The organism is Paenibacillus sp. Root52, from assembly GCF_001426865.1.
GTDB lineage: Bacteria > Bacillota > Bacilli > Paenibacillales > Paenibacillaceae > Paenibacillus.
In genome coordinates this window covers 177,712-192,311 of the sequence record NZ_LMFO01000023.1, presented here as the reverse complement: position 1 = coordinate 192,311, position 14,600 = coordinate 177,712, and the positions used below count along the sequence as shown (strand labels likewise).

Annotated in this window: 12 protein-coding genes and 1 pseudogene; 10 read left to right on the top strand and 3 right to left on the bottom strand. The window is 43.8% G+C overall.

Annotated elements, in window-relative coordinates:
- The first annotated feature begins 130 nt into the window (after nucleotides 1-130).
- The 4 genes from ASD24_RS18455 (at nucleotide 131) to ASD24_RS18440 (ending at nucleotide 4,673) form a co-directional block, all read left to right on the top strand.
- Nucleotides 131-1,669 (top strand): ABC transporter ATP-binding protein, encoded by a 1,539-nt coding sequence (locus tag ASD24_RS18455; protein ID WP_056698682.1) that lies wholly within the window; start codon nucleotides 131-133, stop codon nucleotides 1,667-1,669.
- Nucleotides 1,662-2,741, top strand: a complete 1,080-nt coding sequence (locus tag ASD24_RS18450) for an ABC transporter permease (RefSeq protein WP_056698679.1) — start codon at nucleotides 1,662-1,664, stop codon at nucleotides 2,739-2,741. Before ASD24_RS18455 ends, ASD24_RS18450 begins: the two co-directional genes overlap by 8 nt.
- Nucleotides 2,742-3,704 (top strand): ABC transporter permease, encoded by a 963-nt coding sequence (locus ASD24_RS18445; protein ID WP_056698676.1) that lies wholly within the window; start codon nucleotides 2,742-2,744, stop codon nucleotides 3,702-3,704.
- Nucleotides 3,705-3,977: 273 nt separating this feature from the next.
- On the top strand, nucleotides 3,978-4,673 hold the full coding sequence (locus ASD24_RS18440; protein ID WP_056698674.1) for a hypothetical protein: 696 nt from the start codon (nucleotides 3,978-3,980) through the stop codon (nucleotides 4,671-4,673).
- A 64-nt stretch (nucleotides 4,674-4,737) separates the two neighbouring features.
- Here ASD24_RS18440 and ASD24_RS31070 read toward each other — a convergent pair.
- Nucleotides 4,738-5,029: pseudogene (locus tag ASD24_RS31070) on the bottom strand (IS3 family transposase); the annotation flags it as partial.
- A 392-nt stretch (nucleotides 5,030-5,421) separates the two neighbouring features.
- On the opposite strand from ASD24_RS31070, the gene ASD24_RS18435 reads away from it, so the two are divergent.
- Nucleotides 5,422-5,802 (top strand): hypothetical protein, encoded by a 381-nt coding sequence (locus ASD24_RS18435; protein ID WP_056698671.1) that lies wholly within the window; start codon nucleotides 5,422-5,424, stop codon nucleotides 5,800-5,802.
- Nucleotides 5,803-5,824: 22 nt separating this feature from the next.
- On the opposite strand, the gene ASD24_RS18430 is transcribed toward ASD24_RS18435, so the two are convergent.
- The gene (locus tag ASD24_RS18430; RefSeq protein ID WP_056698668.1) at nucleotides 5,825-6,271 is read right to left on the bottom strand and encodes a GNAT family N-acetyltransferase; all 447 of its coding nucleotides are present in this window, start codon (nucleotides 6,269-6,271) and stop codon (nucleotides 5,825-5,827) included.
- Between the two features lie 598 nt (nucleotides 6,272-6,869).
- Here ASD24_RS18430 and ilvB point away from each other — a divergent pair.
- From ilvB to ASD24_RS18410, 4 genes are all read left to right on the top strand, one after another.
- On the top strand, nucleotides 6,870-8,621 hold the full coding sequence (ilvB, locus tag ASD24_RS18425; protein ID WP_056698665.1) for a biosynthetic-type acetolactate synthase large subunit: 1,752 nt from the start codon (nucleotides 6,870-6,872) through the stop codon (nucleotides 8,619-8,621).
- A complete protein-coding gene (gene ilvN / locus ASD24_RS18420) occupies nucleotides 8,618-9,100 on the top strand; it encodes an acetolactate synthase small subunit (protein ID WP_056698662.1) in 483 nt (160 codons plus the stop codon). The genes ilvB and ilvN overlap by 4 nt, the downstream gene beginning before the upstream one ends.
- 235 nt (nucleotides 9,101-9,335) lie before the next feature.
- Entirely contained in the window at nucleotides 9,336-10,328 is a 993-nt protein-coding gene (ilvC, locus tag ASD24_RS18415; RefSeq protein ID WP_056698659.1) for a ketol-acid reductoisomerase, read from the top strand.
- Nucleotides 10,329-10,507: 179 nt separating this feature from the next.
- On the top strand, nucleotides 10,508-12,049 hold the full coding sequence (locus ASD24_RS18410; RefSeq protein ID WP_056698657.1) for a 2-isopropylmalate synthase: 1,542 nt from the start codon (nucleotides 10,508-10,510) through the stop codon (nucleotides 12,047-12,049).
- Between the two features lie 223 nt (nucleotides 12,050-12,272).
- On the opposite strand, the gene ASD24_RS18405 is transcribed toward ASD24_RS18410, so the two are convergent.
- The gene (locus ASD24_RS18405; RefSeq protein WP_056698654.1) at nucleotides 12,273-13,253 is read right to left on the bottom strand and encodes an aldo/keto reductase; all 981 of its coding nucleotides are present in this window, start codon (nucleotides 13,251-13,253) and stop codon (nucleotides 12,273-12,275) included.
- A 233-nt stretch (nucleotides 13,254-13,486) separates the two neighbouring features.
- Between ASD24_RS18405 and leuB the strand changes: the two genes are divergently transcribed.
- Complete coding sequence (leuB, locus tag ASD24_RS18400) at nucleotides 13,487-14,572, top strand: 3-isopropylmalate dehydrogenase (RefSeq protein ID WP_056698648.1); 1,086 nt, start codon at nucleotides 13,487-13,489, stop codon at nucleotides 14,570-14,572.
- Nucleotides 14,573-14,600: the final 28 nt, after the last annotated feature.

The window sequence follows — 14,600 nt, the reverse complement described above, 5'->3', positions numbered from 1 at the left end:
CACGCACAGTGAAGTAAGTCGATAAGCAAGAAATCGCTGTTTGAATGGCAGTTATTATTCCTAATAAACGTCGCTAGACGTTTTTCTTACGTTTGTGGAACCACACTATATCAGGTATAAGGGTGATTACATGGGTGCAGCAACCCCCGTCGTTGAGTTAAAACAAATCACGAAGCGTTTTCCAGGCATTGTTGCCAACGACGCCATCAGCCTCCAGCTTCGTAAAGGCGAGATTCATGCTCTACTGGGCGAAAACGGCGCTGGTAAATCAACATTGATGAATATTGTATTTGGTCTCTATCAGCCAGATGAAGGTTCCATTGAGGTGAATGGCAAGCCAGTGATCATCGATAGTCCGAACAAGGCCATCGATTTGGGAATCGGTATGGTGCATCAGCACTTTAAGCTCGTACAGCCGTTCACGGTAACAGAGAACATTATTTTGGGATCTGAGCCAACAAAGGGTCTCAACATTAATTATAAAAAAGCGGCTGCAGAAGTGCAGCGTCTGTCTGAGCAATATGGCTTGAAAGTGAATCCACATGCCAAAATACATGATATTTCGGTCGGAATGCAGCAACGTGTAGAGATCGTGAAGACCTTGTACCGCGGCGCGGATATTCTGATTTTTGACGAGCCTACGGCGGTCTTGACACCGCAAGAGATCAAAGAACTGATGATCATTATGAAAAAGCTCGTAGCTGAAGGTAAGTCCATCATTTTGATCACACATAAGCTGAAAGAAATTATGGAAATCTCGGATACCGTAACGATTATTCGTCGTGGTAAAGTCATCGATTCAGTGAAGACTGCGGAGACCAATCCGAATGAATTAGCGGAGAAGATGGTAGGACGCAATGTCACATTCAAAGTGGACAAGAAGCCAGCTACACCCGGTGCTAACATTCTGGAAGTTAGCCAGTTGACTGCTAGAAACAAAGAGGACATGCCTGTTCTTAATAAACTGAACCTCAATGTGCGTGCAGGAGAGATTGTCGGTATCGCAGGGGTAGATGGTAACGGACAGAGTGAGTTGATTGAGGCACTTACCGGACTGCGCAAGATCGAGAGTGGCTCCATTCGTCTGCAAGGCAAGGAGCTTGCTAATCTATCTCCAAGACGTATCTCCGAATCGGGAGTAGCTCATATTCCTGAGGATCGGCACAAACATGGACTTGTTCTTGATTTTTCAGTCAGCGAGAATATCGTACTGGAATCGTATTATAAATCTCCATACACACGTAGAGGCTTCTTGAACTTCGATGCGATTAAAAAGCAAGCGAAGCGACTTGTCGAGGCTTTTGACGTGCGTACACCAAGTATTGAGACCAAAGCGCGTTCCCTGTCTGGAGGGAATCAACAAAAGGCCATTATTGCCCGTGAGGTTGATAAAAACCCAGAACTGCTGATTGCTGCTCAGCCTACTCGTGGTTTGGATGTAGGGGCGATTGAGTTTGTACAGAAGCAGTTGATTGCACAGCGCGATCAGGGGAAAGCAGTGCTGCTGATTTCTTTCGAATTGGACGAAATTATCAATGTCTCCGATCGTATTGCTGTCATTTATGAGGGAGAGATCGTAGGCGAGGTGCTGCCAGAAGAAACCAATGACAGGGAGCTCGGCTTGATGATGGCGGGCAGCACCCAAAAGAGAGGTACAGTGCATGAATAACGTATTAAAATGGTTTACCCGTGATTCATTTATTTTACCTGTTGTAGCGATTGTTATGGGTCTGATCCTGGGCGGTATCGTTATGTTGATTGGTGGATATAACCCAGTTGAGGCTTATGGTGCATTGTTCACAAAGGTATTTGGGGACATGTACAACTTCGGTGAAGCTGTTCGTGAAATGACTCCGCTTATTATGACTGGACTTGCCTTTGCCTTCGCATCTCGTGCTGGTTTGTTCAATATCGGGGGAGAAGGACAATTCCTCGTTGGGATGACAGCAGCAACGTTTGTTGGTGTGAAATTCACAGGACTTCCGATCTACATTCATGCTCCACTGGCTCTGATCGCAGGTGCAGTATTTGGTGGACTATGGGCAGCAATTGCAGGTTATTTGAAAGCGAAGCGCGGTGTAAATGAAGTTATCAGTAGTATCATGTTGAACTGGATTGGTCTGTATTTGGCCAACTTGATTGTACGTCAGTTCTTGTTGCAACCAGGGGAGAATCGTTCAGCTGATATTAGTGATTCAGCATCAATAAGCCTTACTTGGCTCTCCGAATTGATGGGTAACTCGCGTGTTCATCTTGGTACTTTAATCGGATTAGTTATAGTGGTAATCTTCTACATTTACATGTGGAAAACGAAGCAAGGATTTGAGATTCGTGCAGTTGGTCTAAATCCAAATGCAGCTGAGTATGCCGGTATGCATGTAAATCGTAACATTGTCAAAGCGATGTTCATTAGTGGGATGCTTGCTGGGTTGGGCGGAGCCTTTCAGGTCTTGGGCGTATTCCAATACCAAACCTTAATGACAGGATCCCCAGGTACAGGTTTTGATGGGATTGCTGTTGCTTTGATCGGTTTGAATCACCCATTTGGTGTGCTTCTAGGTGCGTTGCTGTTCGGTACGCTCACTTACGGTTCTGCGGGAATGAGTTTCGCCGCGGATGTACCACCCGAGATTATTCGGATTGTTATTGGTTCGATTATCTTCTTCATTGCGGCACAAGGCATCGTGCGCTGGGTACTTAAACCGTTCTATTCCAAGCGCAAGAAAGAGAAGGTGTTGTAGATGGACTTGTTGACAATCGGGCAAATTATCAATACGACGCTTGTCTTTGCCACGGCATTGATTTTTGCATCCTTGGGCGGTATTTTCTCAGAGAAATCCGGTGTTACTAACCTGGGTCTTGAAGGTTTCATGGTATTTGGAGCATTTGCAGCTGGCATCGGGGCGCATTATGCTCAAGAAGCAGGAATGGGTGGAACGACTTCGGCATGGATGGGGATTTTGTGCGCTGTTGTACTAGGTGTAGTTGTATCACTTGTCCATGCGGTTGCTTCAATTACATTTAAGGCAGACCAGATCATTAGTGGTATTGTCATTAACTTCCTAGCAGCAGGAAGTACGCTTTATTTAGTTAAGTTATTGTTTGAAGGTGCTGGAGATTCTCCATTGGTACAAGGCTTTAATAAACTCAATATTCCGTTCCTAGAGAATATACCTCTATTGGGAGAGGCAATCTTTAAAAATGTATATCCAACAACGTATCTTGCGATTCTTTTTGTATTCCTGACATATTATATTATGTTTAGAACGCCATTTGGCCTTCGTCTTCGTTCGGTAGGCGAACACCCAAGTGCGGCAGATACTGTTGGTGTCAAAGTCCTTCGTTACCGTTATATTGGGGTTATGATCAGTGGTGCACTTGCTGCTATTGGAGGTGCAGTAATTACTTTGACTACGACTGGTACGTTCTCGCATAACACAGTTTCTGGACAAGGTTTTATTGCCATTGCAGCGATGATTTTTGGTAAATGGAATCCAATCGGTGCATTCGGTGCTGCTGTTTTCTTCGGCTTCTCACAAGCGATAAGGAACTATGTGCAGATGTTTGAATGGACCCAAAGTATTCCCCAGGAAATTATCTATATGCTACCTTATATGTTAACACTTATTGTTCTTGTAGCGGCTGTAGGGCGTTCTTCGGCTCCATCTGCACTCGGTGAAGCGTATGATCCGGGTAAAAGGTAGGATTCGCTAGTAGTTTTTTTAGACTAAATTTATTATCTTTAAAAATAATATTATTTCTTTAAGTTCTATCATTTCTTCTGTTAAAGTAATGCATTGAGACCATTTTGTTACGGTGTCTTAAGCTTTGCTTAGCAGAAGTTTTTTTATTTTTCTGAAAGTGCCTATCGATAGTAATGCAATTAATCAACAAATAATTTACATTATTTAACTTTACTTTTTTTACTTTAGTACTATTGTATAAATATCCCAAAAAAAGAAAGAGAGTGATATAATTTGTATTTAAAGAAAATATTAGTTAGCGGCCTTACGGTATGTCTTTTAGCAGCAGGATCACCTGCATTTGCAGATGAAAATAATAATGTTGAAGTAAGTTCGAACGTTGATGGAAATATCGAAGCGATTGATCTTCAAAATGGTTTCGAAAACTTATCTGAAGATATGGTAGTAAGTGATGTTTTGACATTTGATGAGTTGGTTGCTGTAATGGCTAAAGAGGAAGGTATTACAGCAGAGGAAGCTTCTAATATTATAATAAGTAATTCTGGAGCCAAAATTAAGAGTAATGACAGTAATTTAATGGCAGCTAAATCTGCTACTTACAGAACTCTAACTAAAACATTGAATGATTTTAGTGACTATAAACCGACTTTAAACTTTTACTGTGAAACAAGTGAAAGTGGTAGCTTCCGTGGTATTGTAAAAATCCTCAATACAAGTTTAGATCCAATCTACTACCATAATTCTAAAAGAATTTCGTATGCTTTTATTGGCACCATATATGTAAATTTAGAGCATGCAAATAAAATCCACTATGAAGTAAGTGGTAAATATTATAAAGAATCGGGTATCACATCAGTCACTGGTAATGCAAGTGTCTCTATTGGTGGAGCTATAACCTTAGGAATAAGTGCTACAGCTGCTACTGGTTATATGGGGACTGTATTCAACAATGGAAATGTTTTATTTTAATTGAAAGTAAAGAAACCATGATCAATCTTTAAAGTGTACCCTTTGTAAAGGACATTTCTAAAAACTAGGGAACCTGTTGAAGCTGCTGTCTGTATTTTACAGGCGGCAGCTTTTTCAAATTCAATTGCCCTCGATTATGATTGTACTACGTCATATGATCTTAGTTTCTCGTTTTAATTCTTCAAATGTTTCTCATTCTTTGATATTCGTTTCATCCTTAAAATGCCTCAAGAACGATTCTTGAGGGGCATTATCCCAACAGTTTCCTTGACGTGACATGGATTGACTAAATCCCATGTTCTTCACTAAGGATGGAATTGTGGATTCATATAATGAAAGCCTTGATCGGAATGGATCACGCATCTTTATGAATGACAAATAGTGGCTCCGTCGTCTGATTGGAGATTTTGGTGACCTGGGCCAATGCTTCCGCTTTCGTTCGATCTTGCAACAGACTTTCGTAACATTTATTTTTTCTCAGAAAATGACCAACGGTTGTTCGGGGTGATAACTGTATTCAGCGACATCGACGACTTTTCCTCGAAATCCCTTCGCAGTGGAAGCGAGCACTAGTGATTGCTCCTCGTGAAAAGTTTATTGTGGTGAATATCTTTTTAATACAAGGACTACAATATCGTAGATTTTGTTTATTGATAATACCCATATTTCCTGGTAGGGACAAAGAAACAGGCGAAGTGAGCCATGGACGAATACACTGTTCTGAACGATGCGAGGAGGAGGGGAAAGTATGAAACAACATGTTACGCGTCATGCGGCGATGAAATTCATAGGCAAAAATATTGTTGCCGTTAAAAAGGATGGTACTCGAGTTACTGGGAAGCTGTTGAAAGTGTCGGGAAATAAATTGGTTTTGAAGCGCATGGATGGGAAAAAAGTACGTACAAAGGCGATCCTGCCACTTGTTTTATTTGATCTGCTCGCCATCGCGACTTTGCCTTATGCTTACGGGTCAGGCCCAGGTTTCGGAGGCGGTTATGGTCCTGGGTACGGCCCTGGCTACGGACCAGGTCCGAAACCGGGTCCAGGATATGGTGGTGGTCCAGGCTACGGACCAGGTTCTGGATTTGGACCATATGGACCAGGACCACGTCCACCAGGTTTCTTTTGAGGACTACACATTTTTAGTGTGATCAGATTCTTTTTTCCATTTCGTAGCAGCGGCTAATCATAATATAGCGAATCGTACTATAGCCATTTTTTTGATAAAATTGTAGACCTTTGATGTTTCCTTCATCGACCATAACCTTGGATCTTTTGCAGCCTCTTGATGCGGCAAATTGCTCAGCTTTGAGTAACAAGCTCTGTCCGTAGCGCTTTCGCTGCTCTTTCGTGGTAACGGCCATCATATCTACGTATAGAAGTTCACCATGCATAAGAAAATGGATGAATGCGACCGCTTCTTGGTCAGGCTCCGATGAGACTACAAAGGTCATGCCCCTGTTCATTCGCAGGGGTATTTCTTTGCGTATTTTATTGATTTCACTTTCACTCATATGAGAAAGGGGAACAAGTTGAGAATCAATCAGTCTCATAATGGCAGTGTCATCCAGCTTAGATTTGCGTTGCCGAATTACCATAGAGAGCCTCCTCTCTTAACCAGTCATGCTGCTTGTGTATCCTATGCCTGTAGTAAGATAAAAGGTGACTGAATGAGAGTAGTAGGTTTAGGTTACATTAGTCATTGAAGATGAAAAGTGTATGCGTTTAAAATTTTTATCAAAAACAGGTATTGACTTATCGCTCAGTAGAATCATATAATGTTCCTAACATTTAACGAGAATATTTCATCGGCTATGAAGAGGACGAAGTTTTAAGGGCTCTTTTGCTCAGAGAGTGGCTGGATCTGCTGAAACCACCACCATTATCCCTTATATACGAGCTCACCTCGGAGCTGTTTTCCTGAAAAGCATTGGATGTCACTCCAACTGGTTATTAGGGAAAATCGTATGTCTGCGTTACAGACAACAGGTATAGATAACGGATATGTCCGTTAGGACTATTGTTTTTTGTACCTGGTAAGGTCCGTTATTGCGAAATTTCGGACAAAGTTGGGTGGTACCACGGAAGCGACAACCTTTCGTCCCTCGCAAGCATGAACTTGTTTGCAGGGGATGGAAGGTTTTTTTTGTAACTTCTAATGTCAGAATGGTGTGAATTTCGAGAGGAGGATGACTAATGGGTGCTCAAATTCCAGAAGTACGGTCAACAGATGAATTACGTGAAAAATGGATGAAGCCGGAGGTCATTAGCGGTTCCGAGATTTTGCTGAGAAGCTTGTTGCTGGAAGGTGTAGATTGTGTCTTCGGTTACCCTGGGGGTGCAGTACTTTATATCTATGACGCAATGTATGGTTTCGAGGATTTCAAGCATGTATTAACTCGTCACGAACAAGGTGCCATTCATGCAGCTGACGGATATGCACGTGCGAGTGGTAAGGTAGGCGTATGTATCGCCACTTCCGGACCAGGAGCAACCAATCTGGTTACTGGAATCGCGACAGCGTATATGGACTCAGTTCCTCTCGTTGTGATTACAGGTAACGTTGTCTCCAGCCTGATCGGCTCGGATGCTTTCCAAGAAGCAGACATCACGGGTATTACAATGCCAATTACGAAACACAGTTACTTGGTAAAAGATGTTAAGGATCTACCACGTGTCATTCACGAGGCATTCCACATCGCTAATACAGGTCGTAAAGGCCCGGTTTTGATCGACATTCCGAAAGATGTATCTGCTAACAAAACATTGTTCGAGCCAAGTACTGAGCCTGTTGTGCTTAGAGGGTATAATCCTCGTACTGTACCGAACAAACTGCAAGTTGATCGCTTGGCACAAGCTATTCAAGAGGCAGAGCGTCCAATGATTCTCGCAGGTGGTGGCGTTGTTTACTCTGGTGGACACGAAGCACTCTTCGAATTCGTTGAGAAGACAGGTATTCCAATTACAACAACTTTGCTTGGCTTAGGCGCATTCCCAAGTGGACACGAATTGTGGACAGGGATGCCAGGTATGCATGGTACGTATACTTCGAATCTAGCTATTCAACAATCAGATTTGTTAATCAATATCGGAGCACGTTTCGATGACCGGGTAACGGGTAAACTGGACGGTTTTGCGCCACATGCCAAAATTGTACACATCGATATCGATCCAGCCGAAATCGGTAAAAACATTGCAACAGATATTCCAATTGTTGGTGATGTGAAGACTGTGCTGGAAATTGCGAATAAAGAAGTGCAACGTGCAGAGCGTGCGGATGCATGGAGAGATCAGATCAAGCAATGGAAACAAGAGAAGCCTTACAGCTACACTGATTCCGATGAAGAATTGAAACCGCAATGGGTTGTAGAGTTGTTAAACGATACAACGAAAGGCGAGGCAATTGTAACGACGGATGTTGGACAGCATCAGATGTGGGCAGCTCAATATTACAAATTCAATCAGCCGCGTTCTTGGGTAACCTCAGGTGGTTTGGGAACAATGGGCTTCGGATTCCCTTCAGCAATCGGTGCTCAAATGGCGAATCCTGACAGACTGGTTATCTCCATTAACGGTGATGGTGGTATGCAGATGTGTTCTCAAGAGCTTGCAATCTGTGCAATTAACAACATTCCAGTGAAAATTGTTATTATTAACAACCAAGTACTTGGAATGGTACGTCAATGGCAGGAAATCATCTATGAGAATCGCTATAGTCACATTGATTTGGCGGGCAGCCCTGATTTTGTTAAATTGGCAGAAGCCTATGGTGTTAAAGGCTTGCGCGCTACGAACAAGGAAGAAGCGGAGCGAGCTTGGCAAGAAGCACTGGACACACCGGGACCAGTCGTTGTAGAGTTTGTTGTACGCAAGGAAGAAAACGTATATCCAATGGTTCCACAAGGAGCGACAATCGATCAAATGCTGATGGGGGATGCTGAGAAATGATTAGACATACAATTTCGATTTTGGTCAACGATCAGCCGGGCGTCCTTCAGCGGGTATCGGGTTTGTTCGGTCGACGCGGTTACAACATTGAGAGTATTACGGTGGGGCAATCGGAAGAGCCGGGTTTGTCCCGGATGGTCATTGTCACTACCGGTGATGATAAAACATTGGAACAAATTGAGAAACAATTGTACAAAATCATTGATGTCATCAAAGTTGTCGATTTCAGTTTGAAACCTATGGTTGCTCGTGAGCTTGCACTAATTAAGGTGAAAGCAGAACCTTCCGAACGACCTGAGATTATGGGTGTTGTCGAGACTTTTAGAGCAGCTGTTGTTGATATCGGACCTGGTAGCCTGATGGTACAGGTTGTAGGAGATACTGACAAAATTGATGCTATGATAGAGTTACTCAAACCATACGGTATTCGCGAACTCTCTCGTACAGGTGTAACGGCATTGGTAAGAGGAAACGCATAAATCATTATGAATTTTCTTTGAAAATGTAGAGCAACACGAATTTTGGCACTGCCTGCAATTTAACATTTTAGTGATGTAACGCTTGAAAAGAGAAATACACACCCGCATTAACGAGCGGGTGTCTGAACGGATCGCAGCAGACCAACCCCCGTTAAATCAACTTAACGTGTCGGTCCCTTGAGACACCCGCTCATTAATGAAGGGTTCTTTACAATACAAAGGAGGACTTATAAACATGCCAGTAACTACTTATTATGAACAGGATGCAGAGCTTAGCGTATTGAAAGGAAAAACGATTGCCGTAATTGGTTACGGTAGCCAGGGCCATGCCCAAGCTCAAAACTTGCGTGATAGCGGATTGAACGTAGTCATCGGACTTCGTGAAGGTAAATCCTTCGATACTGCAAAAAATGATGGATTTGAAGTTCTTTCCCCGGCTGAAGCAACTAGCCGTGCTGATGTCGTTCAAATCTTGTTGCCAGACGAAACACAAGCTTCTGTTTACAAAAACGAAATCGAACCAAACCTCAAAGAAGGCGCTGCATTGCTCTTCTCCCACGGTTTCAACGTTCATTTCGGTCAAATCGTTGCTCCAAAAAACAGCGATGTATTGCTGGTAGCTCCTAAGTCCCCTGGCCACATGGTACGTCGTACTTACGTGGAAGGATTCGGTGTACCTGGTCTGATCGCGATTGAGCAAGATGCAACAGGTAATGCAAAAGCGATCGGTTTGGCTTATGCAAAAGGTATCGGTTGCACACGCGCAGGCGTTATCGAAACTTCCTTCCGTGAAGAAACAGAAACTGACCTGTTCGGTGAGCAAGCGGTTCTGTGTGGTGGTGTAAGTGCCCTCGTGAAAGCTGGATTCGAAACGTTGACAGAAGCAGGTTATGCTCCTGAAATGGCATATTTCGAGTGTCTGCACGAGTTGAAATTGATCGTTGACATGATGTATGAAGGTGGACTTGCAAGTATGCGTGATTCCATCAGTAATACAGCAGAATACGGTGACTATGTAACTGGACCTCGCGTTGTAACTGAAGATACGAAGAAAGCAATGAAAGAAGTACTGACGGATATCCAACAAGGTAAATTCGCACGCGACTTCATCTTGGAAAACCAATCCGGACGTGCATTCCTGACAGCAACTCGTCGCAACGAAGCTGAACACCCAATCGAAGTGGTTGGCGGACAATTGCGTGAGATGATGCACTGGATCAAGAAATAAGCATTTCGTTTAAGGAATTATAGCAATTCACAGTTTCAACTGGAAATAGCGGCCGTGCTTATGCGTGAGCCGCTATTACTGGTTTAAAGAGGCAAGAGGTAAATGTTGTCGTCTATTAACGACGGTAATGAAATGAACCCACTTGCCTGAATAATTATCAAGTCAAGGAGGTGCGAAGCGTGCGTAAAATCTATGTATTTGACACAACGCTGCGTGATGGAGAACAATCTCCGGGAGTTAACCTAAACACTCGTGAAAAGGTAGAGATTGCACACCAGCTGGAGCGGCTTGGTATTGACCGGATGGAAGCGGGTTTTCCAGCAGCTTCTCCAGGGGATCTGGCAGCAGTGAACGCGGTAGCCAAAGCGGTGAAAGATATTACAGTAATTGGCCTTTCTCGTTCGAGAGAACAAGATATTGATGCTGTAAAAGAAGCTCTGAAAGGTGCACAGGATCCGTGTATTCACGTTTTTTTGGCGACGTCACCGATTCACCGTCAACATAAACTGCGTATGGACAAAGCGCAGGTGCTTGATACGGCTCGTTCTGCAATTCGTTATGCAAAGAAAACGTTCTCTAAAATTGAATTCTCTCTGGAGGATGCAGGACGTACAGAGTATGATTTCCTTGTAGAAATGGTGAATATGGCAGTTGAGGAAGGCGCATCCGTTGTTAATATTCCAGATACAGTCGGTTATCTGAGCCCCTATGAGTACGGTAACATTTTCAAACATCTCAAAGAGAATGTACATGGGATCGAAAAAGTACAGCTAAGTGCTCATTGCCACAATGACCTGGGAATGGCTACAGCAAATACGCTTGCCGCGATCCTGAATGGTGCTGACCAGATTGAAGGAACAATTAACGGAATCGGTGAACGTGCGGGCAATACAGCAATCGAAGAGATTGCGATGGCACTGGAGACTCGCCAAGAGTTTTTCCAAGCCAAAACATCACTTCAACTTTCTGAAATTGCACGGACTAGTCGTCTCGTGAGCCGCTTGACGGGTATGGTTGTGCCTGGAAATAAAGCGATTGTTGGTGCTAATGCATTCGCACATGAATCCGGAATCCACCAGGATGGCATGTTGAAAGAGAAAACTACGTATGAGATTATGACACCAGAGACTATTGGTCTGAAGGAAAGTAAACTTGTACTGGGTAAACATTCCGGACGTCATGCTTTCCGTGAACGTTTGATCGAGCTAGGCTATGAGTTGGAGGAAGAAGCGCTGAATCGCGCATTTGGCCAATTCAAAGATCTTGCAGATAAGAAAAAAGAAGTTACGGATGAAGATCTACTGGCTCTGATTGAAGAGAAATTGCAGGATGCACCTGAGGTGTATAAACTGGAATCCATCTTTGTAACATACGGAGATGAATCTGTTCCGACAGCGAAAGTTCGCATCACAACCCTCGACGGTAAGACGATCGAACAGCAGGCTGAAGGAAATGGATCTGTGGATGCGATCTACAATGCTATTGATCTGGTTAGTGGGGAAGAGGTAACTTTATCCGATTATTCGATCAAATCCGTTACACATGGTAAGGATGCATTGGGTGAAGTTCATGTTGTTCTTACCCAAAATGAAGTGTCTGTACAGGGACGTGGGGTAAGCACTGACATTTTGGGTGCAAGTGCGCGTGCCTATGTCGATGGTGTGAACCAATTGATCGAGAAACGAAAAACATACACGAACCGAGTAAATGTGAATCTGTAATATACTTGTGCAGCCAGCATTGAGCGAAATCGCTATGTAATGTCTGGGCTAACGTGCAGTCACAGAGAATCATAGGTTGATGAAACCAGAAAAGTCTGACCTCCTTACTGTTACAAGGGTCAGACTTTTTGGCTATCCTATGATTTTATCTCACAGCATAAATAAGACGGTACAACTGCTGGTTCATTCAGATATAAAGTACGATATCAAGTTCATTCAAATATTACCAAGCATAAGCGTTCGGGGCATGTCCACCAGGGCCTGGGAAAATCTCATCTAAGCGCTTAAGAACTTCCTCGTCTAGCGTAACTTCCAGACATTTGAGCGAAGTCTCAAACTGCTCGAGTGTACGTGGGCCGATAATAGGTGCTGTAACTGCTGGATTCGCAGCTACCCAGGCAAGGGCTACTGTATCCTGTGGCTCACCAAGTTCACGACATAATGCCGCAAATTGCTCCAGTTGGGATTGCTGATGTTCGATCCGTTCAGATATTCCGCCACTGCGCGTTCCTTCAAGCTTCTGGAGAGCATTACGTCCCAATAGTCCACCATCCAGAGGACTCCATGGAATTACGCCTAAACCTAATTCTTTGGCGGCTGGAAGAACCTCGAGCTCAGGTAAACGACAATTGAGGCTATACTTATGCTGTTCAGAAACGAGACCAAGGAAATGGCGGTTTTTAGCTTCACTCTGTGCAATGGCAATCTGCCAAGCCGCAAAGTTACTTGAACCTACATAGCCAATTTTCCCCTGATGCACTGCGTTCTCAAACGCATGCCATAGCTCGTCCCAGGTAACAACAGGATCAACATGGTGCATCTGATACAGTTCAATGTGATCTGTTTGCAGGCGGCGCAGGGAACCTTCCAGGTGACGTCTAATTTTATATGCGGATAGCCCAGCCTCATTGTTAGGACCGTCGTTCTCGTCATGCATGGAGCCGTAGACTTTGGTTGCAAGTACAACTTTTTCACGTCTGCCGCCACCTTGGCTGAACCAACGGCCAATAATCTCTTCTGTCAGACCTGAATTCTCACGCCAGCCATAAATGTTAGCGGTATCAAAAAAATTCACTCCTGCATCCAGCGCGGCATCCATAATGCGAAAGGCTTCTTTCTCGTCTGTGATGGGTCCAAAATTCATGGTACCAAGACAAATACGACTAACCTTGAGACCGGATTTACCCAAATACGAATATTGCATGGTGATTATCCCTCCTGCGTACCTGATTTGAATTCAGCTATATTTTACCTTATGGAGAGAAGCGGAACAACTTATATACGTTAAGATTGAACTGCTTATAGGTAAAATCTATTAAAGTCATAGATTGTATATCTTGGTCAAATGACCTCAAAATATGATACAAAAGAGAGAGTTAATATGAGAGCGTTACTTCGTGAATAGTTATAATGAATTGATACAAGGAGTGGACAACCATGGCAGAAGTAAAAAAAATTGCAGTCATTGCTGGAGATGGAATCGGACCAGAAGTCGTAGCTGAGGCTGAAAAAGTACTTAAACGCACAGAAGAAGTATTCGGTTATCGTTTTGAAACAGAACATGCTTTGTTTGGCGGAATTGCCATCGATGAGAAGGGTACACCGCTTCCTGAAGAAACATTGACGGTATGTAAAAGTGCTGACGCAGTACTGCTTGGAGCTGTAGGCGGTCCTAAATGGGATAATAATAGCAAGGAGTTGCGTCCTGAAACTGGCCTGCTTGGTATTCGTAAAGCGCTTGGACTTTTCTCCAATCTACGCCCGGCAGTTGTATTTGATTGCTTGAAAGACGCATCCACACTGAAACCGGAAGTGCTGGAAGGTACGGATCTCATGGTTGTACGTGAGTTGACTGGCGGAATTTACTTCGGCGAGAAATTCAGACGTGAAGGCTCACAAGGTGAAGAAGCTGTAGACACTTGCGTATACAATGTTACGGAAGTGGAGCGCATCGTTCGTCAAGCATTTGAAATTGCTCAAGGCCGTCGCAAAAAACTCGCTTCTGTAGACAAAGCGAACGTACTGGAAACATCCCGCCTCTGGCGTGAGGTTGTTAACCGGGTAGCACCGGATTATCCGGACGTTGAAGTGGAACATGTACTTGTTGACAACTGTGCAATGCAGTTGCTTCGTCGCCCAGCTAGCTTTGACGTGATCGTAACGGAAAATATGTTTGGCGATATTTTGAGTGATGAAGCAGCAATGCTGACAGGCTCTATCGGTATGCTCGCATCTGCATCTCTTGGAGAAGGCAGCTTTGGTCTGTATGAGCCGGTACACGGTTCTGCACCGGATATTGCCGGTCAAGGTTTGGCCAATCCAATTGCAACGATTCTATCGCTTGCTCTGATGTTCCGTACAACCTTTGGATATGCTGAAGGAGCAGACGCGATTGAAGCGGCTGTATCGAATGTACTGAACGCAGGACATCGTACTAGCGATATTGCTGTAGATAAGAGCACAGCGATCAGTACAACGGAGATGGGCGACTTGATCGTCGCAGCGATCCAGAAACAGGCGTAATTATACGATCAACAAGACAGCCCTTTGT